The 25,528-nt window shown below is 72.1% G+C and carries 21 protein-coding genes; 4 read left to right on the top strand and 17 right to left on the bottom strand.

Annotated features, from left to right (window positions below):
* Positions 1 to 56: 56 nt before the first annotated feature.
* Positions 57 to 1,226: a beta-eliminating lyase-related protein gene (locus tag AB0C76_RS16660; protein WP_359965125.1), complete on the top strand. Its 1,170-nt coding sequence runs from the start codon at positions 57 to 59 to the stop codon at positions 1,224 to 1,226.
* A gap of 72 nt (positions 1,227 to 1,298) precedes the next feature.
* Here AB0C76_RS16660 and AB0C76_RS16655 read toward each other — a convergent pair whose 3' ends face one another.
* The 16 genes from AB0C76_RS16655 to AB0C76_RS16580 all read right to left on the bottom strand — a co-directional run bounded on the left by AB0C76_RS16655 (position 1,299) and on the right by AB0C76_RS16580 (position 21,248).
* Positions 1,299 to 3,650, bottom strand: coding sequence for an immune inhibitor A domain-containing protein (locus AB0C76_RS16655; RefSeq protein ID WP_359965123.1), 2,352 nt, complete (start codon positions 3,648 to 3,650; stop codon positions 1,299 to 1,301).
* Between the two features lie 273 nt (positions 3,651 to 3,923).
* Positions 3,924 to 6,443 (bottom strand): ATP-dependent Clp protease ATP-binding subunit, encoded by a 2,520-nt coding sequence (locus AB0C76_RS16650; protein ID WP_097237352.1) that lies wholly within the window; start codon positions 6,441 to 6,443, stop codon positions 3,924 to 3,926.
* Positions 6,444 to 7,107: 664 nt separating this feature from the next.
* Positions 7,108 to 7,458 (bottom strand): Lsr2 family protein, encoded by a 351-nt coding sequence (locus tag AB0C76_RS16645; RefSeq protein ID WP_359965121.1) that lies wholly within the window; start codon positions 7,456 to 7,458, stop codon positions 7,108 to 7,110.
* A gap of 91 nt (positions 7,459 to 7,549) precedes the next feature.
* Positions 7,550 to 8,086 (bottom strand): amino-acid N-acetyltransferase, encoded by a 537-nt coding sequence (locus AB0C76_RS16640; RefSeq protein WP_359965119.1) that lies wholly within the window; start codon positions 8,084 to 8,086, stop codon positions 7,550 to 7,552.
* A 9-nt stretch (positions 8,087 to 8,095) separates the two neighbouring features.
* Positions 8,096 to 8,533, bottom strand: a complete 438-nt coding sequence (locus AB0C76_RS16635) for a BlaI/MecI/CopY family transcriptional regulator (protein WP_359965117.1) — start codon at positions 8,531 to 8,533, stop codon at positions 8,096 to 8,098.
* Between the two features lie 275 nt (positions 8,534 to 8,808).
* Positions 8,809 to 10,365: a bifunctional lysylphosphatidylglycerol synthetase/lysine--tRNA ligase LysX gene (gene lysX, locus AB0C76_RS16630; RefSeq protein ID WP_359965116.1), complete on the bottom strand. Its 1,557-nt coding sequence runs from the start codon at positions 10,363 to 10,365 to the stop codon at positions 8,809 to 8,811.
* A gap of 167 nt (positions 10,366 to 10,532) precedes the next feature.
* Complete coding sequence (locus AB0C76_RS16625) at positions 10,533 to 12,221, bottom strand: hypothetical protein (RefSeq protein ID WP_359965114.1); 1,689 nt, start codon at positions 12,219 to 12,221, stop codon at positions 10,533 to 10,535.
* A gap of 233 nt (positions 12,222 to 12,454) precedes the next feature.
* Entirely contained in the window at positions 12,455 to 13,201 is a 747-nt protein-coding gene (locus tag AB0C76_RS16620; RefSeq protein WP_359965112.1) for a hypothetical protein, read from the bottom strand.
* 82 nt (positions 13,202 to 13,283) lie between these two features.
* Positions 13,284 to 14,069, bottom strand: coding sequence for a type III pantothenate kinase (locus AB0C76_RS16615; RefSeq protein ID WP_359965110.1), 786 nt, complete (start codon positions 14,067 to 14,069; stop codon positions 13,284 to 13,286).
* A gap of 48 nt (positions 14,070 to 14,117) precedes the next feature.
* Positions 14,118 to 15,086 carry a carboxylating nicotinate-nucleotide diphosphorylase gene (gene nadC, locus AB0C76_RS16610; protein WP_359965108.1) on the bottom strand — a complete coding sequence of 323 codons (969 nt, stop codon included), beginning with the start codon at positions 15,084 to 15,086 and terminating at the stop codon, positions 14,118 to 14,120.
* A 5-nt stretch (positions 15,087 to 15,091) separates the two neighbouring features.
* On the bottom strand, positions 15,092 to 16,765 hold the full coding sequence (locus tag AB0C76_RS16605; RefSeq protein ID WP_359965106.1) for an L-aspartate oxidase: 1,674 nt from the start codon (positions 16,763 to 16,765) through the stop codon (positions 15,092 to 15,094).
* A gap of 15 nt (positions 16,766 to 16,780) precedes the next feature.
* Positions 16,781 to 17,230 (bottom strand): aspartate 1-decarboxylase, encoded by a 450-nt coding sequence (gene panD, locus AB0C76_RS16600; RefSeq protein WP_359965104.1) that lies wholly within the window; start codon positions 17,228 to 17,230, stop codon positions 16,781 to 16,783.
* 42 nt (positions 17,231 to 17,272) lie between these two features.
* Positions 17,273 to 18,178: a pantoate--beta-alanine ligase gene (panC, locus tag AB0C76_RS16595; protein ID WP_359965102.1), complete on the bottom strand. Its 906-nt coding sequence runs from the start codon at positions 18,176 to 18,178 to the stop codon at positions 17,273 to 17,275.
* Positions 18,165 to 19,145, bottom strand: coding sequence for a DUF2520 domain-containing protein (locus AB0C76_RS16590; protein WP_359965100.1), 981 nt, complete (start codon positions 19,143 to 19,145; stop codon positions 18,165 to 18,167). Before AB0C76_RS16590 ends, panC begins: the two co-directional genes overlap by 14 nt.
* A gap of 151 nt (positions 19,146 to 19,296) precedes the next feature.
* Positions 19,297 to 19,986 carry a response regulator transcription factor gene (locus AB0C76_RS16585; protein WP_359965098.1) on the bottom strand — a complete coding sequence of 230 codons (690 nt, stop codon included), beginning with the start codon at positions 19,984 to 19,986 and terminating at the stop codon, positions 19,297 to 19,299.
* Positions 19,987 to 20,018: 32 nt separating this feature from the next.
* Positions 20,019 to 21,248: a sensor histidine kinase gene (locus tag AB0C76_RS16580; RefSeq protein WP_359965097.1), complete on the bottom strand. Its 1,230-nt coding sequence runs from the start codon at positions 21,246 to 21,248 to the stop codon at positions 20,019 to 20,021.
* A 129-nt stretch (positions 21,249 to 21,377) separates the two neighbouring features.
* Here AB0C76_RS16580 and AB0C76_RS16575 point away from each other — a divergent pair, with 129 nt between their 5' ends.
* Positions 21,378 to 22,361, top strand: coding sequence for an SAM-dependent methyltransferase (locus AB0C76_RS16575; RefSeq protein ID WP_359965096.1), 984 nt, complete (start codon positions 21,378 to 21,380; stop codon positions 22,359 to 22,361).
* A gap of 46 nt (positions 22,362 to 22,407) precedes the next feature.
* Positions 22,408 to 23,577 carry an NADH-quinone oxidoreductase subunit D gene (locus tag AB0C76_RS16570; RefSeq protein ID WP_359965095.1) on the top strand — a complete coding sequence of 390 codons (1,170 nt, stop codon included), beginning with the start codon at positions 22,408 to 22,410 and terminating at the stop codon, positions 23,575 to 23,577.
* 54 nt (positions 23,578 to 23,631) lie between these two features.
* Here AB0C76_RS16570 and AB0C76_RS16565 read toward each other — a convergent pair whose 3' ends face one another.
* On the bottom strand, positions 23,632 to 24,441 hold the full coding sequence (locus AB0C76_RS16565) for a hypothetical protein (protein WP_359965187.1): 810 nt from the start codon (positions 24,439 to 24,441) through the stop codon (positions 23,632 to 23,634).
* Between the two features lie 214 nt (positions 24,442 to 24,655).
* Here AB0C76_RS16565 and AB0C76_RS16560 point away from each other — a divergent pair, with 214 nt between their 5' ends.
* The gene (locus AB0C76_RS16560) at positions 24,656 to 25,510 is read left to right on the top strand and encodes a glycerophosphodiester phosphodiesterase (RefSeq protein WP_359965093.1); all 855 of its coding nucleotides are present in this window, start codon (positions 24,656 to 24,658) and stop codon (positions 25,508 to 25,510) included.
* Positions 25,511 to 25,528: the final 18 nt, after the last annotated feature.

Below are 25,528 nucleotides of genomic sequence, written 5' to 3'. Positions count from 1 at the left end.
CCGCCGCTCGCGTCCGCGCCGCTGACCTGGAGCCTCCGCTGCGGGACGATCGACGCATGTATGCCAACAGCAGCGACGACCTCGACGGCCCCCGCCGCCCGAGCCTCCAGGACCGCCGCTTCGCCGCCCAGCGCGGCTGCGAGCGGCTGCTCTCCGGCCACCGGCCGAAGAGCCTGCGCGAACACCTCGCCGCCCTGGCCGGGGAGGCGGAGGGTGTCCACGACCTCGACGGGCGTCCGGACCAGTACGGCGACGGTGTGGTCCGCGCGCTGGAGCGCCGGGTCGCGGACCTGCTCGGCACCGAGGACGCGGCCTTCTTCCCGACCGGCACGATGGCCCAGCAGGTCGCGCTGCGGATCCACGCCGAGGCGGCCGGGCTGCCCACCGTGGCCACCCACCCGCTCGGCCACACCGACCAGCACGAGCGCCACGCGCTCGGCGTGCTGACCGGCCTGCGGAGCGTCTGGCCGACCCTCGCCCCGCGCCTGCCCACCGTCGAGGAGGTGCGCTGCTTCGACGAGCCGTACGCCGCGATGATCCTGGAACTGCCGCTGCGCGAGGCCGGCTTCGTGCTGCCCGACTGGGCGGAGCTGGCGGCCGTCGCCGAGGTCGTGCGGGCGGAGCAGGGCGCGGCACTGCACCTGGACGGAGCGCGGCTCTGGGAGTCGGTCTTCCACCTCGGCCGCTCGCTGCCGGAGGTCGCCGCGCTGGCCGACTCGGTGTACGTCTCCTTCTACAAGACCCTCGGCGGGATCAGCGGCGCCGCACTGGCCGGTCCGGAGCGCTTCGTGCGGACGGCGAAGGCCTGGCGGCACCGGTACGGCGGTCAGTTGTTCCAGCAGTGGCCGCCCGCGCTGGCCGCGCTCGCCGGGCTGGAGCGCGAACTCCCGCGCCTGGAGGGGTACGTGGCCCACGCCCGGACGGTCGCCGGCGCACTGGCCGAGGCCGTCGCCGCGGTGCCCGGTGCCCGCGTGCACCCGGCGCCGCCGCACACCCACCAGTTCCAGCTCTGGTTGCCCTACCCGGCCGCGGAGTTGGAGGAGGCGGGCCTGGGACTGGCCGAGGACACCAAGGTGGGCCTGTTCGGCAGCTGGCGTGAGCCGGGCCCGCCGGGGCTGGCGATGACCGAGGTCACGGTGGCCGCCGAGGCGCTGGACTGGACGGCTGCCGGGATCGCGCAGGCGGTCGCGGGCTTCCTCGACCGCCTGCCCGACCGCAAGGCCTGAAAAGCGTCCGACCCGCCCCCGCGCTGTGCGGGGACGGGTCGGACTGGCGGATCAACTACGGGCGCTCACCGATCAGTTGTCGACCGGACGGACCCGGATCCAGGTCTCCAGGTAGTTCGAGGACTCGTTCTCGACCTCGATGCTGGTGCCCGTCTTCGGGACGTCCACGCCGCTGTACTGGTTGTCCTTGGACCACCAGGACTTCAGGTCGTTGAACTCGTCGACGCCCTTGGACTTCGGGACGACCGTCTCGACGCCGGCCTTGTGCAGGGTCAGCGCCGGGACGCGGCGCGAACCGAAGGTCGAGTCGAAGCCCTGCATGCGCGGACGCATCAGGGTGCCGTCCGCCCACTTCAGCGGGGCCGGGTGCGAGTCGACCGGCAGGACGAGGCCGTGGCCCGGGTGGGCGCTGACGTTGTTGTCGGTCTGCGACGCGTCCCAGTACCAGATCAGCAGGCCGGGCTGGTAGGCGTAGTGCTCGACCCAGCCCGGCTTGTCGGCGAAGCCGAAGTTGTACGGGCCGGTCTTCAGCGTCTGGTCGAACGACACGTACTGCTTGTTCTCCGCGATGTAGTACTGCGCGTAGTCCTTGGTGTACGAGCCGCCGAAGCGGGTGAAGCCGGCGGCGGTCCAGCCGTTGTCGCCGTTCTCCGCGTCGTCGCTGAACACGGTGGCGCCGTCGGCGGTCACCGAGATGTTGTCCACCGCGAAGCCCCGGTAGTGCAGGCCGCCGTCGGTGGTGTTGTGGTAGCGGAACTGGATCTTCTTCCCGGCGTAGGCGTCCAGGTTGAAGGACAGGTCGCCCCAGGTGGCGGCGAGGCCGCTGAGGGCCGGACGGCCGTTCTCCTTCGGGAGCGCGGCGCCGTTCCAGGTGCCGTCCACGACGGTCCAGGTCTTGCCGCCGTCGGCGGAGACCTCGCCGAAGGCGTAGTCGAAGTCCTGCTCCAGCTCGTACCAGGCCTTGGCGTTGATGCCGGCCTTGGCCTTGCCGGTCAGGTCGATGTCACGGGTGAGCGTGACGTTCAGGTTGTCGGCGCTGCCGCTCCACCACTCGGACTGGCCGCCGAACGGCTTGTTGATCTCCGTGGTGATCGACTTCTTCGGCAGGTCGACGATGAGCGCCTGCGGCAGGTTGGTGTTGTACTCCACCGGGCCGATGTGGTGCGTCGACTCGGTGCCCGCCTTGGCGCGGTCGGCCTTCAGCCAGCCGAGCTGGTACTTGCTCCAGGCGTCGAGGTCGTTCGGCATGTCGCCGATGCTGTCCTTGCCCTCGCCGAGCCAGGAGCCGGAGGACATCAGGGACCAGAAGCCGACCGAGTTGTCGATGCCCTTGCCCGCGGTGTCGTAGAGGTCCGGCAGACCGAGGTCGTGGCCGTACTCGTGGGCGAAGACGCCGAGGCCGCCGTTCTCCGGCTGCATCGTGTAGTCGCCGATCCAGAGGCCGGTGTTGCCGACCTGGACGCCGCCGAGCTTGTTGCCGTCGGGGCCGGCCTGGCCCGTCAGGTTGCCGTAGACGTAGGAGCGGTGGGCCCACAGGGCCTTGCTGCCCTGCTTGCCGCCGCCGGCCGACTTGTCCTCACCGGCGTGCACGATCTGGAAGTGGTCGATGTACCCGTCGGGCTGGTTGAAGTTGCCGTCGTGGTGCGAGCCGTAACGGTCCCACTGGTCGTACTGGGCCAGGGTCGCCTTGATCTGCTCGGGGGTCTGACCCTTCGCCACCTGGTCCTTGTACCAGATGTCGACGGCGTCCCGGATCAGGTCCTGGGCGCTGGCGCAGACGTTGGAGCCGCAGTAGTCCGAGCCGTAGCGGGCCTCGTTCCACGGCACCCGCACCCAGTCCGAGACCACGCCGTCGACCGAGTAGCGGCCCGAGGACTGCTTCTCGTAGAAGGTCTTCAGCGAGGGCTTGTCCTTGGAGAAGTACAGGTCCTGGTAGTGCTGCTGGTTGTAGTCGGCCTGCCAGGCGGTCGAGTTGTTGGTGGCGCGGTCCGGCGCGGCTATCTCGTTGTGCTTGGGACCGGGCTCGCCACCGTACTTGACCTTGCCGTCGGCGGTCTTGGTGGTGTTGTCGACCTGGTCGCCGAAGTCGACGAGGATCGTGAAGATCTTGTCCGTGCGCTCACGGGCGAGCTCGACGTACTTGTCCCTGCCGAGCTTCACGCTGGTGCTGCCGTTGTGCTGCTCGACCTGCGCGGTGCCGTTGAGCAGCTGCTCGGTGGCGGCCTTGCGCTCGGCGTCGACCTTCTCGGTCAGCGGGCCCGGAATGTTGTGCTCGGTGTTCACGGACTGGACGGCGTCGGCCGGGTCCTTCGGCGTGGGAGCCGAACCGGCCGCGACGGCGCTGCTCGGGAACAGACCCGCGCCGAGCGTGACGATGACCGCCGCAGCCGTGGTGGCCGCAGCGGTTCTCCTGGTGGTCTTCAACGTTGTGACGTCCTCCCCGGCCGAGCCGACTCTTGGCCAAGGCTCGGTAAACCAATATGAAAGACAGGTGGACGTACTTTGACCGAAGCGGGGACGGAAAAGATAGACCTTGACCCTGACATGGCGACAGCGCTATGCTCGCCGACTTTCCGTCAGCTGATGGATCGTGGGAAAAGCCCAGGTCAGCGCGGTGCGAGGGGCATGCGAAGCGGGCTGAGCCCCCGGCGCGAACGCCGGGGGCTCAGCCCGCTTGCTGTTATCTGTTAAATGTTGCTACTTCGTCAGGTCCGGACCCGAGGAAGCAACGGCGGCCGGGGTGTCCGCGACGGCGGACTTCTCCTCGCCGCGGAAGGTGAACTTGGCGTCCTTGCCCTCGCCCTCGACGTCGACGACGACGATGTGGCCGGCCCGCAGCTCGCCGAAGAGGATCTTCTCGGAGAGGTGGTCCTCGATCTCGCGCTGGATGGTGCGGCGCAGCGGACGGGCACCCAGGATCGGGTCGTAACCGCGCTTGGCCAGCAGCTTCTTGGCCTCGACGCTGAGCTCCAGGCCCATGTCCTTGTCCTTGAGCCGCTCGTCCACCTTGGCGATCATGAGGTCGACGATCTGGATGATGTCGTCCTCGGACAGCTGGTGGAACACCACGATGTCGTCGACGCGGTTCAGGAACTCGGGGCGGAAGTGCTGCTTGAGCTCCTCGCCGACCTTCGCCTTCATCCGCTCGTACCCGGTCTGGGTGTCGCCCGTGGCCGCGAAGCCGAGGTTGAAGCCCTTGGAGATGTCCCGGGTGCCGAGGTTGGTCGTCATGATGATGACGGTGTTCTTGAAGTCGACCACCCGGCCCTGGGAGTCGGTCAGGCGACCGTCCTCCAGGATCTGCAGCAGCGAGTTGAAGATGTCCGGGTGGGCCTTCTCGACCTCGTCGAAGAGGACGACCGAGAACGGCTTGCGGCGGACCTTCTCGGTCAGCTGGCCGCCCTCCTCGTAGCCCACGTACCCGGGCGGGGAGCCGAAGAGCCGGGAGACGGTGTGCTTCTCCGAGAACTCGGACATGTCGAGCGCGATCAGCGCGTCCTCGTCGCCGAAGAGGAACTCCGCCAGCGTCTTGGACAGCTCGGTCTTACCGACGCCGGACGGGCCGGCGAAGATGAACGAGCCGCCGGGACGCTTCGGGTCCTTGAGGCCGGCACGGGTGCGCCGGATGGCCTGGGAGAGCGCCTTGATGGCGTCCTTCTGGCCGATGACGCGCTTGTGCAGCTCGTCCTCCATGCGCAGGAGGCGCGAGGTCTCCTCCTCGGTCAGCTTGAAGACCGGGATGCCGGTGGCGGTGGCCAGGACCTCGGCGATGAGCTCCTCGTTGACCTCCGCGACGACGTCCATGTCGCCGGCCTTCCACTCCTTCTCGCGCTTGGCCTTGGCCTGCAGGAGCTGCTTCTCGTCGTCGCGCAGGGACGCGGCCTTCTCGAAGTCCTGCGCGTCGATCGCGCTCTCCTTCTCGCGGCGCACGTCGGCGATCTTCTCGTCGAACTCGCGCAGGTCCGGCGGCGCGGTCATCCGGCGGATGCGCATCCGGGAGCCGGCCTCGTCGATCAGGTCGATCGCCTTGTCCGGCAGGAAGCGGTCCGAGATGTACCGGTCGGCCAGGGTGGCGGCGGCGACCAGGGCGGCGTCCGTGATGGAGACCCGGTGGTGGGCCTCGTAGCGGTCGCGCAGGCCCTTGAGGATCTCGATGGTGTGCGGCAGCGACGGCTCGGCGACCTGGATCGGCTGGAAGCGGCGCTCCAGCGCGGCGTCCTTCTCCAGGTGCTTGCGGTACTCGTCCAGGGTGGTGGCACCGATGGTCTGCAGCTCGCCGCGGGCCAGCATCGGCTTGAGGATGCTGGCGGCGTCGATGGCGCCCTCGGCGGCGCCCGCGCCGACCAGGGTGTGCAGCTCGTCGATGAACAGGATGATGTCGCCGCGGGTGCGGATCTCCTTGAGGACCTTCTTCAGGCGCTCCTCGAAGTCACCGCGGTAGCGCGAGCCGGCCACCAGGGCGCCCAGGTCCAGCGTGTAGAGCTGCTTGTCCTTGAGCGTCTCCGGGACCTCGCCCTTGACGATCGCCTGGGCCAGACCCTCGACCACGGCGGTCTTGCCGACGCCGGGCTCACCGATCAGGACCGGGTTGTTCTTGGTGCGGCGGGACAGCACCTGCATGACCCGCTCGATCTCCTTCTCGCGCCCGATGACCGGGTCGAGCTTGGCCTCGCGGGCGGCCTGGGTGAGGTTGCGGCCGAACTGGTCCAGGACCAGCGAGGTCGACGGGGTGCCCTCGGCGGGCCCGCCGGCCGTGGCCGACTCCTTGCCGCCACCGGTCTGGTAGCCGGACAGCAGCTGGATGACCTGCTGGCGCACCCGGTTCAGGTCGGCACCCAGCTTGACCAGGACCTGGGCGGCGACGCCCTCGCCCTCGCGGATCAGGCCGAGCAGGATGTGCTCGGTGCCGATGTAGTTGTGGCCGAGCTGCAGGGCCTCCCGGAGCGACAGCTCCAGGACCTTCTTCGCCCGGGGGGTGAAGGGGATGTGGCCGGACGGGGCCTGCTGCCCCTGGCCGATGATCTCCTCGACCTGCTGGCGTACGGCCTCAAGAGAAATCCCGAGGCTCTCCAGGGCCTTAGCGGCGACGCCCTCGCCCTCGTGGATCAGACCCAGGAGGATGTGCTCGGTGCCGATGTAGTTGTGGTTGAGCATCCGGGCTTCTTCCTGAGCCAGGACGACAACCCGCCGCGCGCGGTCGGTGAACCTCTCGAACATCGTTTATCGCTCCTCAGAGCGGTCGGGCAGTTCGGGGTCGGTCCCCGCCCTGTCCTTCCGCATGCTAGTCCCGCTCAGCGGCGCGGCCCACGGATTCACTCCCCGGTACGGGAGCGAGATGCTGCGCGACCAGCCGACACCAATCCCAACCTGATGCTGGGAATCGGTGTTCCCACAGGCGGGCCGGATGCACCGGAAACCGCTACGCCATCGGCGAACAAGAACCGCCGGGGTGCAGCCGGATCCGTCTGCGGCCGGTCACGCATACTGCCCCTGGACGGGTCGAAGAACCCGTCCACCTGCATTCATACCCGGTATCGGGGCGGTTCTCGCGCAGTTTCCGCGGTGGCGGTGTTCGCCTGGCGAGAAGTCGGGCCGGGACGGGGCCGCGGTGACGGTGGCTCAGCGGGGGCCACCGTGGCCGGTACGCCATCCCGGTGGTGTCCGCGTTACCGCTTCGCCCCTACAGCGTTGCACAGCTCGTGATTGTTCCGCCGCCCGAGCCCGGCCCGCGGCCGTCCCGTCCGGCCCCCGGCGGCGGTGCGGCCGGTCCGGCGCGCGCCGCGGGGCGCGGAGGAGCTTCCTCCGCGCCCCGCGCGTGTGCCGTCGACGCCGTCCGCGGCCGCCGGGGCCCCGCACCCGCTCCGGTGGTCCGGGGGCGGGGTCAGGCCACGTTGGCCTTGTCGTAGGCGTCGCGGACCACGCTGGGAACGCGGCCGCGGTCGTTGACCTCCAGGCCCTGCTCCTTGGCCCACGCGCGGATCTTGGCGGTGTCCGGAGCGCTGCCGGACGGGCGGGAGGCGGTGCCGCGGCCCGGCCGGCGCGGACCGGCGAGCCGGCCGCTCTGCTTGCGGCCCTTCTCCACGTACGGCGCCAGCAGACCGCGCAGCTTGTCCGCGTTCGCGCTCTTCAGATCGATCTCGTAGGCAACGCCGTCGAGCGCGAACGTCACCGTCTCGTCCGCCGAACCGCCGTCGAGATCGTCTTCAAGAATGACCTGCACCCTCTGTGCCACGGGCTTCCCTTTCCGCTAAACGACCCATTGCCTAAGGAAAGGAAAGCGCCTTTCACCGGAAAACACAAACCCCTGACCGGTGCGGAGCCGCTCAGAGGTGCAGCAGCATGCGCGAGTTGCCCAGTGTGTTGGGCTTCACCCGCTCCAGGTCGAGGAACTCCGCGACACCTTCATCGTACGAGCGGAGAAGTTCTTCATAGACATCCGTAGCGATCGCCGCCGGGTCTGTCGTACCATCATCGGTTTCCTGGAGCTCGCCGATCTCGACGAAACCGTGTTTCGCGAAGAAGGGCACCTCGAACGTCAAGCAGAAAATCCGACGGACGCCGAGCCAGCGGGCCGTCTGCAGCAGCTTCTCCAGCAGCAGATGCCCGACCCCGTACCCCCGGCAGGCCGGATCCACCGCGAGCGTGCGGACCTCGGCGAGATCCTCCCACATCACGTGCAGCGCGCCGCAGGCCACCACGGTGGCGTCGTCGTCGCGTTCCGCGACCCAGAACTCCTGCACGGATTCGAACAGGGTGACGGTGGGCTTGTCGAGCAGAATGCCGTCCCGCGAGTAGGCGTCGATGAGCCTGCGTACTGCCCGCACGTCCGTGGTCCGTGCGCGGCGGATGGTGACCTCCATGGCGGGACGTTATCGCGCCGCCCCGGGTGAGGTCCCCCCGGTATCCGTCCCGCCGTCCGGGGATTCCGGCCCGGCCGGATCGGACGGGAACAGAGCGGCCACCCGCAAGGCGTCCCGCAGCGCCTCCCGTTGCTCGGGCGACATGAGGCCGAAGAAGTGCACCAGGGCCGCCGCGGGATTGTCACTCGTGGCCCACGCGTCGTTCATGAGTGCCGCGGTGTACGCCTCGCGGGACGAGACCGGTTCATATCGATAGGCCCGGCCGGCGCGCTCGCGGCGCAGCCAGCCCTTTCTGTGCAGCTTGTCCAGGACCGTCATCACCGTGGTGTAGGCGATTTCGCGTTCCGACTGCAGATCCTGGAGAACCTCGCGAACCGTCACCGGTCGGTTCCACCGCCACACCCTGGTCATGATGGCGTTCTCAAGTTCGCCGAGTTGCCGGACCATAGTGCGGCCAGGATAGGGAGTGAATGGGGCAAATCTTGTGAAGTGCACCAAACCGGCGCGCCGCCACCCCCGGAAACGGGAATGGCGGCGCGGGGCGTGCGGGCGGTGGCCGGCCGCGGACGCGGGTGCGCCCGGGACCGGCCGCCGAGGATCAGTCGAGGTCTTCCTTGGCCTTCTGGGCCCCGCCCTGGCTGCGGACGATGGCCCGTACCAGGAAGCCGAAGCCGATCGCCATGACCAGCGGCGGGACGATCGCGCTGACGTAGTCCATCAGGTCACTCCTCCTCGGTCTTCTCCGCCGCGGCGGCGGAGGCCTTCGGCTCCGGCTTCACCAGCGGGAAGAGCACGGTCTCCCGGATGTTCTTGCCGGTCAGCAGCATGATCAGGCGGTCCACGCCGAGGCCGAGGCCGCCGGTGGGCGGCATCGCGTACTCCAGGGCCCGCAGGAAGTCCTCGTCGACCTGCATGGCCTCGACGTCGCCGCCGGCCGCGAGCAGGGACTGCGCGGTCAGGCGGGCGCGCTGCTCGACCGGGTCGACGAGCTCGGAGTAGGCGGTGCCGATCTCGGTGCCGAAGATGACCAGGTCCCACTTCTCGGCCACGCCCGCGATCGAGCGGTGCTGGCGGGTGAGCGGGGAGACCTCGGTCGGGTAGTCCTTGATGAAGGTCGGCCGGACGGCGTTCTCCTCCAGCAGGCGCTCGACCATCTCCAGCACGATCTGGCCGTGGCCCCAGCTCTTCTCGAACGGGATGTCGTGGTCGAAGGCCAGCTTGCGCAGCTCCTCGACGCTGGTCTCCGGGGTGACCTCGACGCCGAGGTGGGCGGAGATGCCCGGGTAGACGCTGACCTCCTCCCACGGCTCGGCCAGGTCGATCTCGTGCTCGACGCCGTGCGGGTCCACGCCCTTGATCACGGTGGTGCCGAGCGCGTCCCGGGCCGCGTTGACGATCGTCTCGCGGATCAGCTCGGCCTGGGTGTCGTAGTCGCCGTACGCCTCGTACGACTCCAGCGAGGTGAACTCCGGGTTGTGGGTGGAGTCCGCGCCCTCGTTGCGGAAGTTGCGGTTGATCTCGAAGACCTTCTCGGCGCCGCCGACCACGAGCCGCTTGAGGTACAGCTCGGGCGCGATGCGCATGTAGAGGTCGATGTCGTACGCGTTGATGTGGGTCTTGAACGGACGCGCGTTGGCGCCGCCGTGGACCGGCTGCAGCATCGGGGTCTCGACCTCGATGTAGCCGCGGTCCTCGTAGGTGCGGCGGATCGAGCGGACGACCTTGCTGCGCAGGTGCAGGATCTCGCGCGCCTCGGGGTTCACGATCAGGTCGACGTAGCGCTGGCGGACCCGGGCCTCCGGGTCGGTCAGGCCCTTGTGCTTGTCCGGCAGCGGGCGCAGGCACTTGGCGGTGAGCTCCCAGCGGTCCACCATGACGGACAGTTCGCCGCGCTTGGAGGTGATCACCTCGCCCTCGACGCCGACCTGGTCGCCGAGGTCGATGTCCGCCTTCCAGGCCGCCAGCCGCTCCGGGCCGAGCTTGTCCAGGGAGAACATCACCTGGAGGTCGCCGCTGCCGTCGCGCAGGGTGGCGAAGCAGAGCTTGCCGCCGGTGCGGGAGAGGATCACCCGGCCGGTGACGCCGGCGCGCTCGCCCGTCGCGGTGTCGGGCTCCAGGTCCGGGTGCTTGGCACGCAGGTCCGCGATGGTGGTGGTGCGGGGGAAGCCGACCGGGTACGGGTCGACACCGGCGGCCCGGAGCCGGTCGAGCTTCTCGCGCCGGACGCGCATCTGCTCGGGAAGGTCGTCGGTCGCGGGAATAAGACTCTGATCGCTCACCCCACAAGGGTAGCCAGCCGCACACCGTGCTCCGCCACGGGATATCCGCACTGGGCCGGTCTCCGGACGTGCGTCGTTCGCCCGAGCGGCGCGCGGCAGACGGGAGCCCGATGACGGGCCCCAGGGGGAGGGCACAACGGGCGCCCTCCCCCTGGGGTGCGGGCGGCTCAGCCGTTCCGGCGGGCCCGGAGCCGGCGCGAGCCGATCAGAGCGGCGGTGCCGAGGGCGACGGCGGCCGCGCTCGCGCCGGCCAGCGGCAGGGTGGCGGAGCTGCCGGTGTCGGCCAGGGCGCCTCCGGCAGCCGCGTTCGCGGCGGCGGACGGCGTGGCGGTGGCGCCCGTGGCGGGCTCCGGAGCGGCCGCCGTCGTGCGGTCGGACACCGGCGTGCCGGTGCCGCCGCCGGCGGGCGCCGCGGGCCGCAGGGTGACCTTCAGGAGGTCGTTGGCCGGGTTGCGGTCCCACGGCATGACGGCGCTCGGGTGGCCGTCCTCGTACGAGCTCTGCTCGTTCTGCAGCGAGACCGTCGCCACCAGTTCCCCGGTGCCCGCCGGGAGCCGCAGGCCCAGTTTGTGGGTGATGCTCGCGCCGGCGGGCATGAAGGAGGTGCCCACGCCGTCGCACGCGAACTTGTTCAGCGGCTTGTCCGACTTCTTGCCGCGGACGTAGTCGTTCGCCACGCAGGTGGGGGGAAGGGACGTGACGGTGACGCCCTCGGGAAGCTGCACGACGACGTTCGGGGCCCCCTCGCCGCCGCTGCGGTCGTAGATCGAGGCCGGGCCGTTGTCGCTCATCCCGGTGGTGAGGGTGCCCGCCGCGCCGGAGGCGTCGGGGGCCCAGCCGCCGGCCACCTGGAAGTCCGCGGAGTTGTCCGCCAGGACCTCCTGCTCGGTGCTGTAGCCGTTCGTGTCGTTGCCGGCCGGTATCCCGTCGCCCGCGCTCTTGGCCAGGGTGGCGGGCGCGCCCGTCCCGGGCTTGAAGGTGAGCCGCTTGCGCAGGTCGTCCAGCCAGCCGGTGCCGTAGGCGTCGGCGGTGGCGAAGACGCCGTAGTCGACCGTGGTGTAGTAGGCGTCCGGGCCGACGGTGATGTCGAGGCCGTTCAGCTTGACGGCCTGGCCGGGGGCGATCTCGCCGTCGATGGTGCAGATGCCGTGCACGGTGGGCATCGGCGCGTCCTTGCCCCACGACTGGCCCTTGTCGACCGCGTACTCGCAGTTGGAGGGCCAGGTGTCCACCGTCAGGCCGGCCGACAGGTCGGCGTGGACGATCGCCCGCTTGGCGGGCAGCTCCCCGTGGTTGGCGAACTCCAGGTCGGAGGGGAGCTTGCTGCCGACCTTGGCGTCGCCCTTGCTCGTGGGCTTGTGGGTGCGGAACGTGGCCGTGCCGACGTCCACCCGGAAGTCCGCCGTGCCGGTCTCGGCACCGGGGGCGCTGAGGGTCGCCCGGACCGTGCCGCTGGAGCCCGGCTTCGCACCGGGGACGGCGCTCAGCCACAGGTTGGTGGTGATGTTGATGTTGTCCTGGTCCAGCCGGCCGACGGTGCAGGTGATGACCTTGCCGGCGGTGGTGCAGCCCGGGGCTTCGAGCGTGGCCAGACCGTCGAGGCCGGAGACGTCGAGGGCGAGCTTGACGTCCGAGACGGCGCCCGTGCCGGTGCGGCCGATGCGCAGGAAGACGTTCTCGCCGGAGCGCGGCGGCGCGACCGGCTGGCTCGGGATCTGCAACGAGCCGGACGCCGGGAAGACCTTGAGCTGGTGGTCGGCGGCGTGGGCCGGTACGGCCGCGGTGCCGACGGACAGGGCGGCGACGAGCGTGGCCGCGCCCGCGCCGAGCGTCCGGCGCGTGCGAGTCGGGTTCACGTGATTCCCCCGGATCGAGTGAGTATGACTCCGCGACTTTTGGGTACGGCCCCCCGGCCGTCAACCGGGCCGATGTCGCATCAATGCACGCAGGACCGGACCGAATGCCCCGCCGTGCGGCGTGAAGGTTATGAAGATGTGACCGCATTTCAGTGGAGAAATTGCCGGAAAGTCGACACATGGACAAGGGAGGCCGCCCGGTGCGACCTCCCTTTCGCCCCGTCCGGCCCGGATCAGCCGGTGCCGGTGGCGAGTTCGACGTCCTCCGGGCCGGGCGCCGGCGTCGCGGGCGGGGCCGGGCGGGCGGGCGGCTTGGGGCGGCGGCCGAAGAGCTCGGCCGGCGTGGGCATCCGGTGCGGGCGGGGCGGGTCCTGCGGGGCTGCGGGCCGCTCGGCGGGGGAGTCGGTGCTGCTCATCGTGATCCGTCCTCCAACAGGGGTGGGGAGACTGCTCGGTGGTGCGGCGGGGTTCGGTACGGCCACGAGGTGGCGCGGCTGGCCGACGGTGCGGGCGAGCCGCTCGCGGACGGCGGCCTCGGCGAGCGCGTGACAGCGCCCGGCCAGTCGGGAGCGGCGGGAGCGCTCCAGGTGGCCGCAGGGCTGCCGGGTGAGCCCGCGCAGCGCGGTGAGGTCCTCGGGGCCGGGCAGGTAGCCGTCGGTCACGGCCTCCTCCAGGCGTTCCAGGTAGCCGCTGGCGCTGCCGGGCAGCGCGGCCCGGTAGCGCCCGAGGTCGGCGAGCAGGAAGGCGCGCAGTCGGCCGCCCTCCTGGACGGCCTCGTCGATCGCCTCGGTCAGACGCAGCGCGTCCTGGACGTCCTCGGCCCACAGCTCGGCCCCCGGGTCGGCGCAGGCCGTCCGTTCGAGGGCCGGGAAGTGGACGGGGACGGCGGGGTGCAGGGCTTGGGCGAGGGCGCGGCGCAGCACGCGGACTTCGTCGGCGCTGAAGGCCATGCCGCCGCGCGATCCGTGTGGCGTAGGCATGGGCTGACACTACGTGAGGAATATCCGATTTGTCGGTAACGTCGCGCCGATGCCCCACGTTCGGCCCGACGGAACGGCCCGGTCAGCTCGGGCGGTTGCGCTCCCAGACGAGCCGCAGGCCGATCAGGGTGAGCCAGGGCTCGTGGACGTCGATGCTTCCGGCCTCGCCGAGGACGAGCGGGGCGAGGCCGCCGGTGGCGATCACCTGGACGTCGTCCGGGTCCTTGGCGAGCTCCTTGGCCATCCGGTCGACCAGGCCGTCGACCTGGCCCGCGAAGCCGTAGAGGATGCCGGACTGCATGCCCTCGACGGTGTTCTTGCCGATCACGTTGCGCGGCCGGGCCAGCTCGATCTTGCGCAGCTGGGCGCCGCGGACGCCGAGCGCCTCGACCGAGATCTCGATGCCCGGGGCGATCGCGCCGCCCACGTAGTCGCCGCGGGCGTTGACCGCGTCGAAGGTGGTGGCGGTGCCGAAGTCGACCACGATGCACGGCCCGCCGTACAGGTGGTTGGCGGCCAGCGCGTTGACGATCCGGTCGGCGCCGACCTCCTTCGGATTGTCCATCAGGACGTGCACACCGGTCTTCACGCCCGGCTCCACGATCACCGCGGGGACGTCGCCGTAGTAACGGCGCGTCACCTCGCGGAGCTCGTGGAGCACGGCGGGAACGGACGAGCAGATCGCCAGGCCCTCCACCGCGGCCTCGCGGGCCGCGGTGTGGCTGCCCATCAAGCCCTGCAGCAGCACCGCCAGTTCGTCGGCCGTGCGGCGCGGATCGGTGGAGATCCGCCAGTGTTCCACCACGTCCTCGCCGTCGAACAGGCCGAGCGTGGTCTGGGTGTTGCCGACGTCGATGGTGAGGAGCATGGGGCGCTTTCTGCGAGTCGGGACGGGCCTGGCGTCTTCTCCTGACGGTCAGGCGCGCAGGTCCAGGCCGATGTCCAGGATCGGCGAGGAGTGCGTGAGCGCGCCCACGGCCAGGTAGTCGACACCAGTCTGGGCGACCTCGCGCGCGGTGGCCAGGGTGAGACCGCCGGAGGCCTCCAGCCGGGCCCGGCCGGCCACCAGCGCGACGGCCTCCTTGAGCTGCCCGACGGTGAAGTTGTCCAGCAGGATCAGGTCCGCCCCGGCCTCCAGCACCGGCGGGATCTGCTCCAGGGTGTCCACCTCGACCTCGACCGGCAGCTCGGGGTAGGCGGCCCGGACGGCCCGGAAGGCCTCGGCCACGCCGCCGGCCGCGACGACGTGGTTGTCCTTGACCAGCGCGGCGTCGGACAGCGCCATCCGGTGGTTGGCGCCGCCGCCGCAGCGGACCGCGAACTTCTCCATCGCGCGCAGGCCGGGGGTGGTCTTGCGGGTGTCCCGCACGACGGCGCCGGTGCCCTCCAGGGCGTCGGCCCAGGCGCGGGTCGCGGTGGCGATGCCGGACAGGTGGCAGAGCAGGTTGAGCGCGCTGCGCTCGGCCGTCAGCAGGTCCCGGGTGCGGGAGCGGATCGACAGCAGCACCTGGCCGGCCTCGACCCGGTCGCCGTCCTCGACGTGCCGCTCGACCTCGAACTCCTCCTCGCAGACCAGCGAGACGACGGCCTCGGCGATCCGCAGGCCCGCGACCACGCCGGCCGAGCGGGCGGTGAAGTCGGCGGTGGCGACGGCGTCGGCGGGCACGGTGGCCACGGAGGTGACGTCCTCGCCGCCGGCCAGGTCCTCGGCCAGCGCCAGGGTGGCGACGTCCTCGACCTCGATCGGGTCCAGCCCGGCCTGCTCCAGCAGCTCGGCCAGCTGCGGGTCCAGCCCGGTCTCGTAGCCCTCGCCGTCCCCGCAGGCGCAGCCGTCGCCGCAGCCGCCCTGGTCGGCCAGGGGGAGTTCCTCGTGCGAGTGGGACATGGTTCTCAACGCTCCTCGGGGGTGCTGACGGGGTCGCCGGAGGCGGTCAGGTGGGTGATCAGGTGGCGCCGCCAGTGGGCGTCGTCCCGCTCGGGGAAGTCCTCGCGCCAGTGGCAGCCGCGGGTCTCCTCCCGCTGCGCGGCGGCGGCGACCAGGGCGGTGGCGACCAGCAACAGGTTGGCCGCCTCCCAGGTCTCCACCCGCGGGTCGGCGGGCTTCTCCTCGGCGACGTGCGCGTAGGCCTGCTCGGCGAGCAGGGCCAGGCCGGCCGCGGTGCCGGCCATCGACGCGGCCGAACGCAGCACGCCCGCGCCGCGCGACATCAGCCGCTGGACCTCGGCGCGCGCCTCGGACGGCGGCAGCGGCACCGGCTGCGCCGCGCGCGCGGCGGCGACGTCCACCGAGCGCTCGGGCAGGTCGTCGGCGCGGTGCCGGCCGGCCAGGTCGGCGGCGATCCGCTCGGCGAAGACCAGGCCCTCCAGCAGCGAGTTGGACGCCAGCCGGTTGGCGCCGTGCACCCCGGTGCAGGCGACCTCGCCGCAGGCGTACAGGCCGGGGACGGTGGTGCGGCCGTGCCGGTCGGTGCGGATGCCGCCGGAGGCGTAGTGCGCGGCCGGGGCGACCGGGATCGGTTCGGTGACCGGGTCGATGCCGTGCGCGCGGCACGAGGCGAGGATGGTCGGGAAGCGCTGCTCCCACATCGCGGCGCCGAAGTGCCGCCCGTCCAGGTACATGTGCTCGGCGCCCTGCTCCTGCATGCGCCGGGTGATCGCCTTGGCGACGATGTCGCGCGGGGCCAGTTCGGCCAGCTCGTGCTGCCCGACCATGAACCGGACACCGTCCGCGTCGACCAGGTGGGCGCCCTCGCCGCGGACCGCCTCGGAGACCAGCGGCTGCTGGCCCTCGGCCTCGGGGCCGAGCCAGAGCACGGTCGGGTGGAACTGGACGAACTCCAGGTCGGTGACGGCGGCGCCGGCCCGCAGCGCGAGCGCCACGCCGTCGCCGGTGGAGACCGCCGGGTTGGTGGTCGCCGAGAAGACCTGGCCCATGCCGCCGGTGGCGAGCACCACGGCGCGGGCCCGGATGGCGCCGACGCCGTCGCGCTGGCCCTCGCCCATGACGTGCAGGGTCAGGCCGGCGGCGTGCCCGTTCGCGTCGGTGAGCAGGTCGAGGACGAGCGCGTGCTCGATCAGCTCGATGCCGGGGTCGCTGCGGACGGCGGAGACCAGCGCGCGCGATATCTCGGCGCCGGTGGCGTCCCCGCCGGCGTGCGCGATCCGGCGGCGGTGGTGGCCGCCCTCGCGGGTGAGGAGGATCTCGCCGTCCTCGCTGCGGTCGAAGGCGGCACCGGTGGCGATCAGCCGGCGGACGGCGTCCGGGCCCTCGGTGACGAGGGTGCGCACGGCCTCCTCGTCGCAGAGCCCGGCGCCGGCCACCAGGGTGTCGTCGAGGTGCTGCCCGGGGGTGTCCCCCTCGCCCAGGGCTGCGGCGATGCCGCCCTGGGCCCAGCGGGTGGAGCCGTCGTCCAGCATCGCCTTGGTGACCACCATGGCCCGCAGGCCGGCCTTGCGGACGTTGAGGGCGACGGTGAGACCGGCCACCCCCGAGCCGACCACGACCACGTCGGTGGTGGTCGTCCAGCCGGGGGCGGGGGCGGTGAGGCGGTGCTTAACGGGCATGGCTCAGTTGCTCCTTCAGCGCGTGGCCGTCGTGGCCGCGCCGTCGGCGCCACGGTACGCCGTGTCGCCGCGCAGCAGACCGCTGCCCTCCGGGGCGTCCGCGGGGTCGCCGCCGAGGCCGGAGATCCGGTTGTGCTCGTCCACGAAGACGATCTTCGGCTCGTAGCCCTTGGCCTCGGCCGTGTCCATCTGCCCGTAGGCGATGAGTATGACGAGGTCGCCCGGGTGGACCAGGCGGGCGGCGGCGCCGTTGATGCCGATCACGCCGGTGCCGCGCGGGCCGGCGATGGTGTACGTCTCCAGCCGGGCGCCGTTGTTGATGTCGACGATGTGGACCAGCTCGCCGGGGAGCAGGTCGGCGGCGTCGAGCAGGTCCTCGTCCACCGTGACCGAGCCGACGTAGTGCAGGTCGGCCTGGGTCACGGTGGCTCGGTGGATCTTGGACTTGAGCATGGTGCGGAGCATGTGGTCACGCCTCCTGTGAGTGCATGCCTGAGGGAAGAGCTCTTATCGGACGATGATGCGGACGTTGTCGATCAGGCGGGTGGAGCCCACCTTCGCGGCGACGGCCAGCACCGCCTCGCCCTGGAAGTCGTCCGCCGCCTCGGTGAAGTCGTGCGGGTCGATCAGGGCGAGGTAGTCAAGGGTGACACCTTCCGCGGTGTCCAGGACGGCCGCGGCGGCCTCGCGCACGGCCTTCGGGCCCTGGGCGGCGACGTCCCGGCCCGCGAACAGGGCCTTCGAGAGGACGAGGGCGCGCTCGCGCTCCTCCTCGGAGAGGTAGCGGTTGCGCGAGGACAGCGCCAGGCCGTCCTCCTCGCGGACGGTCGGCACGCCGACGACCTCGACGTCGAAGTCCAGGTCGGCGACCATGCGCTGGATGACCGCCAGCTGCTGGGCGTCCTTCTCACCGAAGAAGGCGAAGTCCGGGTCGGTGATGTGCAGCAGCTTGGCGACCACGGTGAGCACGCCGTCGAAGTGGCCGGGGCGGGTGGTGCCCTCGAAGCGCTCGCCCATCGGGCCGGCCGCCAGGCGCACCTGCGGCTCGCCGTTCGGGTAGACCTCGTCGACGGAGGGCGCGAAGACGACGTCGGCGCCGTTCTCCTCGGCCAGCCGCACGTCGTCGTCGAGGGTGCGCGGGTAGCGCTCCAGGTCCTCGCCGGCGCCGAACTGGAGCGGGTTGACGAAGACCGTCACCGCGACCCGGCCCCCCGGGCCGACCTGCTTGCGGGCGGCCCGGATCAGCGCGGCGTGGCCCTGGTGCAGGGCGCCCATGGTCATCACGACGGCGTTGTCGACCGGCCGCTCGTCCGGCCAGAACGCGGCCTCGAAGTCGTCCACGGTGCGGGTGACGACGGCCCGGTGGACCTTCGGCGTCCGCTGGGGCTTGTTCGGCTGCTTACCGCGTGCCATCTGCCTTCTCCTCGTTCAGTACGTCCAGCAGCGCCGCCGCCGACGGTTCGTCGATCGTCCCGTTGGCGAGTGCCCGCTGCGCCGTGGCGCGGGCCATCGCCCGGTAGGCCACCGGGATGTCCGGGGACACCGTACTGAGCTGCGCCAGGTGGCGCCGAACGGTGCCCGCGTCGCCCCGGGCGACGGGGCCGGTGAGGGCCGCGTCGCCGGAGCGCAGGCTGTTGTCCAGGGCCGCGCCCAGCAGCGGGCCGAGCAGCCGGCCGGGCTCGGCGACGCCCGCCGTGCGCAGCAGGTCCATCGCCTGCGCGACCAGTGTGACCAGGTGGTTCGCGCCGTGGGCGAGGGCCGTGTGGTAGAGCGGGCGGACCTCCTCGGGCACCCACTCGGGCTCGCCGCCCATCTCCACCACGAGCGCCTCGGCGACGGGCCGCAGCTCCGCGGGCGCCGTCACGCCGAAGGGGCAGCCGGCCAGCCGGTCCAGGTCGACGGAGGTGCCGGTGAAGGTCATCGCCGGGTGCAGCGCGAGCGGCAGCGCCCCGGCCCGGGTGGCGGGCTCCAGGATGCCGACGCCGTGCGCGCCGGAGGTGTGCACGACGAGCTGACCGGGGCGGATCGCGCCGGTCGAGGCGAGGCCCGCGACCAGGTCGGCCAGGGCGTCGTCGGGGACGGTCAGCAGGACGAGGTCGGCGGCGGCGAGCACCTGGGGCGGGGTGACGATCCGCACGCCCGGCAGCAGCGATTCGGCGCGGCGGCGCGAGGTGGCGGAGACGCCGGAGGCGGCGACCACGGTGTGCCCGGCGAGTTGCAGGGCGGCGCCGAGGGCGGGGCCGACCCGGCCGGTGCCGACCACGCCGACGGCCAGCCGGGCCGGGCGGTTGCCGGGGTCGCGGGGGTCGCCGAAACCGTCGTCGAGCGGGGCGAACTCGCCGTGCTCACCGAAGCCGAAGCCGCTTTCGTGGGTGCTCATGCGCCCACCTCGCTCCGCTCGGCAGGGGCATTCGCCATTGCGCACCTTCCGATGGTGAGCTCGCTGCGCTCGCTCACAGGCCCACCTTGTCCCTGATCTCCGTTCCGGTCCACCTCGGGTACCGGACGTACCGCCCCAGTGTACGGGCGCGTCAGTCCCCGGCCCCGGCCCGGATGAGCCCGGCCTCGTACGCGAGGACCACGGCCTGGACCCGGTCGCGCAGGCCGAGCTTGGCCAGGATCCGGCCGACGTGGGTCTTCACGGTGGCCTCGGAGAGCACCAGCCGGGCGGCGATCTCGCCGTTCGACAGGCCCTGGGCGACCAGCAGGAACACCTCCCGCTCGCGGTCGGTGAGCGGGCCGAGGGCGTCCGAGCCGGGCGCGCTCCGCGGGGTGGGGAGCACCTCGGCGAAGCGGTCGATCATGCGGCGGGTGGTGGTCGGCGCGACCACGGCGTCGCCGCCGTGCACGGCGCGGATCGCGGCCACCAGCTCGGTCGGCGGCACGTCCTTGAGCAGGAAGCCGCTGGCACCGGCCTTGAGCGCGGCGAAGGCGTACTCGTCGAGGTCGAAGGTGGTGAGGATGAGGACGTGCGGGGCGTCCGGCAGCGGGCTGCCGTCCTCGGCGAGGCAGATCCGGCGGGTGGTCTGCACCCCGTCCAGGCGGGGCATCCGGACGTCCATGAGGATCACGTCGACCGGCGTGTGCTTCAGCTTCTCCAGGGCCTGGGCGCCGTCGCCGGCCTCGGCGGCGATCTCGATGTCGCCCTGGGACTGCAGGATCATCCGGAAGCCGGTGCGCAGCAGCTCCTGGTCGTCGACGAGCATCACGCGGATGGTCAAAGGGGGCTCCTAGGGGGTGAGCGGCGGGCGGGCTAGTGGGCCGTCTTCAGGGGGAGGACGGCCCGGATCCGGAAGCCGCCGCCGGGGCGGGGGCCCACGTCGAGGCTGCCGCTGACCATTCCGACCCGCTCGCGCATGCCGATCAGGCCGTGGCCGAGGCCGTCCGTGCCGCCGGAGGCGAGCTGCTCGTCGGTGGTGCCGCGGCCGTCGTCCTCGACCAGGACGGCGAGCTCGCGCTCCCCGAAGTCGACCGCGACCCGGGCGTGCACGTCGGGGCCGCCGTGCTTGCGCACGTTGGTGAGCGCCTCCTGGACGATCCGGTAGACCGTGAGCTCGACGCCGCGCGGCAGTTCGCGCGGGTGGCCCGAGGTCGCGTAGTCGACCCGCAGGCCGGCCGTGCGGACCTGCTCCAGCAGCTCGGGCAGCTCCTCGACGCCCGGCTGCGGCACGTACTCCTCGGCGGTGTCGGCGGTGCGCAGCACGCCGAGCAGCCGGCGCATCTCGACCAGTGCCTGGCGGCCGGTGGACGCGATCGTGCCGAGCGCCTCCTTCGCCTGCTGGGGCGAGTTGTCGAGGACGTAGGCGGCGCCGTCGGCCTGGACGATCATGACGGAGACGTTGTGCGCGACGACGTCGTGCAGCTCGCGGGCGATCCGCGCCCGCTCTGCGGCGACGGCGACCTTGGACTGGGCGTCGCGCTCGCGCTCCAGCCGGGCGGCGCGGTCCTCCAGCTCGGTCAGGTAGGCGCGGCGGACCCGGGTCAGCCGGCCCCAGGCCCAGCAGAGGATGAACGGGGTGCTCATCAGCAGCATGATGAGCAGCGCCTCGCCGACGCTGTACGGCGTGCGGACGGCGGTGACGCCGTCCTCCGCGAAGTGCGTCTTGGCGGGGTTCATCCGCCAGTAGGCGAGCGGCCCGGCGGCCAGCCCGGCGGCCAGGGCCAGCCGGGAGGTCCAGGTGCGGCCGAAGGCGGCGCCGGTGTAGGCGAACACGAGGTAGGCGATGGAGGAGGCGGCCGGGTCGATGTCGAGGGCGACCTGGCCGAGGGCGATCGCGGTGGCCGCGGCCACCGTGACGTCGGGCAGGCGGCGGCGGAAGACCATGAGTGCGGGCAGCGCCACCGCGGTGGCGATCTGCGCGTCGAACCGCCAGCCACCGGAGACGGTGTCGTTCGGCAGGAGGCCGAGGAGGAGCACGATCGCCGCCCAGGCGGCGTCGACCACCATGGGGTGACGGCGGAGCCAGGCGTTGAGTCGATGCACGTCTCAAGCGTAGGCAGTCGCACGACCCGTCCAGGTCCGCCGGTAGGGCGATCCGCCCTACTCCGTAGGTCGGAGAAGCCCCGGCTCCGGTTGGGGAGCGGCCCGGGGCGGCCGGTAGCGTCGCGCCCCATGACGTGGATGCGGTGGGCGCCCGCCATGGAACGGGCCCTGTACGACCAGGAGGCGGGTTTCTACCGCAGGCCGGAGGGCCCGGCGGGGCACTTCCGCACCTCGGTGCACGCCTCGGCGGAGTTCGCCCGTGCGGTGGCCCGGCTGCTGCTGGAGGTTGACGCGGCCCTCGGCCGTCCGGAGGAGCTGGCCTTCGTCGACGTCGGGGCCGGGCGGGGGGAGCTGCTGACCGGGGTGCTCGGCGCCGTCCCGGAGGACGTGCGCGCGCGGCTGCGCCCGTACGGCGTGGAGATCGCGGACCGGCCGGCCGGACTTCCGTCCACAGCCCTGTGGACGGGCGAGGTGCCGCGGGGCGTCACCGGGCTGCTGTTCGCCAACGAGTGGCTCGACAACGTGCCGCTGGACGCCGGCGAGGTGGACGAGGACGGGGTGCTCCGGTACGTCGAGGTGGAGACGGAGTCCGGCCGGGAGCGGCTCGGCGAGCCCGTCTCGGAGGCCGACGCCGCCTGGGCCGCCCGCTGGTGGCCGGTCGGACACCCCGGGGACTTCGTGGAGTTCGGCGGCCCCCGGGACGCCGCCTGGGCGCACGCCGTGGCCGGGCTGGAGCGCGGTCTGGCCGTCGCCGTCGACTACGGGCACACCGCAGCCCGCCGTCCGCTCTTCGGCACCCGCGCCGGGTTCCGGGACGGTCGCGAGGTGGCCCCCGTGCCGGACGGCTCGTGCGACGTCACCGCGCACGTCGCGCTCGACTCGATCGCCGTCCCCGGCGTCCACAGCCTGTGGACGACGCAGCGCGAGGCCCTGCGCGCCCTCGGCGTCAGCGGCGGGCGCCCGCCGCTCGCCCTCGCCTCCAGCGACCCGGCGGCCTACCTGCGGGCGCTCGGCGGTGCCGGGGAGGCGGCCGAACTCACCGACCCGGCCGGGCTGGGCGCCTTCGGCTGGGTCTTGGAGAGCGTCCGCATGCCGCCCCTTGAGATTTGGTAGGGGCAGGGACCAGGGAACCCCTGGTGGGATGGCAGACTCTGAACCCATGAGGGAGACCACGGTCGGCATCGGGGCGGGAGCCGAGAACGTCACGGGCGAGGCGGGCACCACCGACATGGTGCTCAACATCGGCCCGCAGCACCCCGCGACGCACGGTGTACTGCGGCTGCGGCTGGTGCTCGACGGCGAGCGCATCGTCACCGCGGAGCCGGTCATCGGCTACATGCACCGGGGCGCGGAGAAGCTGTTCGAGGCCCGCGACTACCGGCAGATCATCATGCTGGCGAACCGGCACGACTGGCTCTCCGCCTTCTCCAACGAACTCGGCGTCGTGCTCGGCGTCGAGCGGATGCTCGGCATGGAGGTGCCCGAGCGGGCGGTGTGGATCCGCACCCTGCTCGCCGAGCTCAACCGGGTGCTCAACCACCTGATGTTCCTCGGCTCCTACCCGCTGGAGCTCGGCGGGATCACCCCGATCTTCCACTCCTTCCACGGCCGTGAGGACCTCCAGCACGTGCTGGAGGAGGCCTCCGGCGGCCGGATGCACTACATGTTCAACCGGGTCGGCGGCCTCAAGGAGGACCTCCCGGCCGGCTGGCTCGGCCGCGTCCGCACCGCCGTCGCCACCGTCCGCTCGCAGATGCCGGTCTTCGAGGACCTCGTCCTCGGCAACGAGATCTTCCGCGCCCGAACCGCCGGCGTCGGCGTCCTCACCCGGGCGCAGGCCGAGGCGTACGGCGTCAGCGGTCCGATCGCGCGGGCCAGCGGCCTCGACTTCGACCTGCGCCGCGACGAGCCCTACCTCGCGTACGGCTCCGAGGAACTGCGGCAGGTGCTCACCGTCGTCACCCGCGAGGAGGGGGACTGCCTGGCCCGCTTCGAGTGCCTGCTGGAGCAGACGCTCAACGCGCTGGACCTGGCCGACGCCTGCCTCGACAAGCTCGCCGCCCTGCCGGCCGGCCCGGTCAACCTGCGGCTGCCCAAGGTGCTCAAGGCCCCCGAGGGCAGCACCTACGCGTGGACCGAGAACCCGCTCGGGATCAACGGCTACTACCTGGTCTCGCGCGGCGACAAGACGCCGTGGCGGCTCAAGCTGCGCTCGGCGTCCTTCAACAACATCCAGGCGCTGACCGAGCTGCTGCCCGGGACCCTGGTCGCCGACATGGTCGCGATCCTCGGGTCGATGTTCTTCGTCGTCGGCGACATCGACAAGTAGGGCGACGAGCGGAGAACGAACGGGCCCGGGGGCGGACGGTCCCCGGCCCGGACCTCAGTCCTTCTTCTTCGCCTTGCCGACCGGATCCGCCGGGTGCGGTGCCACCTTGCGGTCGCCCTTCGTGGCGATCCGCTCCTCGCACAGCCCGGCCAGCACGTCGTAGCCCGCCCTGCCCATCAGTTCGGTGAGCTCGGGGCGGTAGCTGACGTACACCGGGTCCGGGCCGCCGTGCGCCTCCGGGCTGCCGGTGCACCACCAGTGCAGGTCGTGGCCGCCCGGGCCCCAGCCGCGGCGGTCGTACTCGCCGATCGTCACCTGGAGGTAGCGGGTGTCGTCCGGCCGGTCGATCCAGTCGTAGGTGCGGCGGATCGGCAGCTGCCAGCAGACGTCCGGCTTGGTCTCCAGCGGCTCGCGGCCCTCCTTGAGCGCCAGCGCGTGCAGCGCGCACCCCGCCCCGCCCGCGAAGCCGGGGCTGTTCACGAAGATGCACGCGCCGCCCACTCGGCGGGTCTGACGGTCACCGTCCTCGTCGAGCATGGTGATGCCGCCGTCGGCCTTGATCCGGCCCTTGCCGTCGGTGCCGTGCGCGAAGTTCTCCCAGATGTCCGGCGTCAGCCGGGCGGCGTGGCCGGCGACGCGCTTCTCGTCGTCCTCGTCCGAGTAGTGCGCGCCCAGCGTGCAGCAGCCGTCCGAGGCGCCGCGGCCCTCGCGGATGCCGTGGCAGCCGCGGCCGAACACGCACGACCACCGGGAGGTCAGCCAGGTGAGGTCGCAGCGGAACACCTGCTCCTCGTCGGCGGGGTCGGCGAACTCGACCCACGCGCGGGGGAAGTCGAGCGGGACCTCGGCGCGCAGGGTCGGCATGGCCAGGTCGACCGGGGCCGGAGCGGCCGGGACCTTCGCCTTGGACTTCTTCTTGGACGTTTCTGCTGGTGCCACCCGGCAAGGGTAGAGCCTCCGCGGGAACCACCGGCCGTGTCGGGCAGTCCGTTCGGTTTGATGATTCCGAGCCGTTGCGTGTTGGATGCCCCGTGCGTCCGTGCCCGCGGCGCCCGACGCCCGACTGGAGCCCCGAGCCGTGACCGCCTCGCCCCGCGCCGTCCGGACCGCCGTCCTCGCCTCGCTCGCCGTCCTGGCCTCCGGCTGCGCCTCCGGACCCGCGCTGCGGGCCCGGGCGGAGAGCGCGCCGCCGCCGTGCACCGGACCCGTGGTGATCGGCCACCGCGGCGCGCCGCAGAACGCCCCCGAGAACACCATGGCCTCCTTCGACACGGCGCTGCGCCAGGGCGCCGACTGGGTGGAGACCGACGTCCAGACCACCCGCGACGGTGTCCCGGTGCTGATGCACGACCCGAGCGTGGACCGCACCACCGACGGCAAGGGCGCGATCGGCGACCTGACCGCCGCTCAGATAGCCGCCCTGCGGGTGACCGTCGGACCGGGCCCGGCCGAGCCCGTCCCCACCCTGGAACAGCTGCTCGAACGGATGGCCGGCACCAACGCCACCCTGCTCATGGAGATCAAGTGGCAGCGCCGGACCGAGGACGTCGTCCGGATCGCCAGGCTCGCGGCGGCCAGCGGCGCCCGGGTCATCATGTACTCGTTCTCGGCCGACCACCTGCGGGTGGCCCACGCGACCGCGCCCGAACTGCCCATCGTCCTCATCCAGGGCGCCTCCATCGCCGAGAACCCCGGCAACCTGCCGCTGAGCGGCATCGCCCTGGACACCACCCTGGCCAGCGCCTCCCGGATCGCCGCCGAGCGCCGGGCCGGGCGCGAGGTGTACGTGTGGACCGTCGACGACGAGGAGTCCTGGCAGCTGATGACCGGGCGCGACGCCGACGGCCTGATCACCGACACCCCCGGGCCGGCCCGCCGCTGGCTGGACGCCAACTGCCCCACCGGCCGCCCGGCGGGACCGCGCAGGAACTGAGGGAGCCGGCCACCCGGG

Origin of the sequence: Kitasatospora sp. NPDC048722, assembly GCF_040650235.1 — a bacterium.
Taxonomy (GTDB): domain Bacteria; phylum Actinomycetota; class Actinomycetes; order Streptomycetales; family Streptomycetaceae; genus Kitasatospora.
This window is presented reverse-complemented; position numbering and strand designations above follow the sequence as displayed.

Excerpts from the sequence above, each read along its gene's own strand:
- AB0C76_RS16660 (WP_359965125.1), top strand. The coding sequence starts at position 57 with ATGTATGCCAACAGCAGCGACGACCTCGACGGCCCCCGCCGCCCGAGC.
- AB0C76_RS16650 (WP_097237352.1), bottom strand. The coding sequence starts at position 6,443 with ATGTTCGAGAGGTTCACCGACCGCGCGCGGCGGGTTGTCGTCCTGGCT.
- AB0C76_RS16640 (WP_359965119.1), bottom strand. The coding sequence starts at position 8,086 with ATGGAGGTCACCATCCGCCGCGCACGGACCACGGACGTGCGGGCAGTA.
- AB0C76_RS16635 (WP_359965117.1), bottom strand. The coding sequence starts at position 8,533 with ATGGTCCGGCAACTCGGCGAACTTGAGAACGCCATCATGACCAGGGTG.
- AB0C76_RS16620 (WP_359965112.1), bottom strand. The coding sequence starts at position 13,201 with ATGCCTACGCCACACGGATCGCGCGGCGGCATGGCCTTCAGCGCCGAC.
- AB0C76_RS16615 (WP_359965110.1), bottom strand. The coding sequence starts at position 14,069 with ATGCTCCTCACCATCGACGTCGGCAACACCCAGACCACGCTCGGCCTG.
- nadC (WP_359965108.1), bottom strand. The coding sequence starts at position 15,086 with ATGTCCCACTCGCACGAGGAACTCCCCCTGGCCGACCAGGGCGGCTGC.
- AB0C76_RS16605 (WP_359965106.1), bottom strand. The coding sequence starts at position 16,765 with ATGCCCGTTAAGCACCGCCTCACCGCCCCCGCCCCCGGCTGGACGACC.
- panD (WP_359965104.1), bottom strand. The coding sequence starts at position 17,230 with ATGCTCCGCACCATGCTCAAGTCCAAGATCCACCGAGCCACCGTGACC.
- panC (WP_359965102.1), bottom strand. The coding sequence starts at position 18,178 with ATGGCACGCGGTAAGCAGCCGAACAAGCCCCAGCGGACGCCGAAGGTC.
- AB0C76_RS16590 (WP_359965100.1), bottom strand. The coding sequence starts at position 19,145 with ATGAGCACCCACGAAAGCGGCTTCGGCTTCGGTGAGCACGGCGAGTTC.
- AB0C76_RS16575 (WP_359965096.1), top strand. The coding sequence starts at position 21,378 with ATGACGTGGATGCGGTGGGCGCCCGCCATGGAACGGGCCCTGTACGAC.
- AB0C76_RS16570 (WP_359965095.1), top strand. The coding sequence starts at position 22,408 with ATGAGGGAGACCACGGTCGGCATCGGGGCGGGAGCCGAGAACGTCACG.
- AB0C76_RS16565 (WP_359965187.1), bottom strand. The coding sequence starts at position 24,441 with ATGCCGACCCTGCGCGCCGAGGTCCCGCTCGACTTCCCCCGCGCGTGG.